This window comes from Cellulomonas sp. GbtcB1 (genome assembly GCF_019091725.1).
Lineage (GTDB): Bacteria > Actinomycetota > Actinomycetes > Actinomycetales > Cellulomonadaceae > Cellulomonas.
The window spans coordinates 1-254 of the sequence record NZ_JAGXJG010000349.1 but is presented as its reverse complement, the minus strand read 5'-3'; the positions used below and the strand labels follow the sequence as shown (position 1 = coordinate 254).

Sequence of the window (254 nt, the reverse complement as noted above, 5' to 3'; positions counted from 1 at the left end):
GGCGAGGACCGCGCCCTGCTGCTCGACCGGCTGCGCACGCACACGCGCGCGGGCGCCGACCACCTGGCCGAGCGGTACGGCGACGCGAGCCCCGTCACGTCCTGGGACGTCGTCAACGAGGCGCACGACCCGCAGCAGCCGGACGGCCTGCGGCACAGCCGGTGGTACGAGGTGCTCGGCCCGGACTACGTGGCCGATGCGTTCCGGATCGCCCGGGAGGAGCTGGGCCCGGACGTCGCGCTGTACCTCAACGA

The 254-nt window shown here is 74.8% G+C and carries 1 protein-coding gene; it reads left to right on the top strand.

The features are described 5' to 3' along the window. The coding region (locus KVT14_RS20670) for an endo-1,4-beta-xylanase (protein WP_217617322.1) at positions 1–254 on the top strand (254 nt) is incomplete at both ends.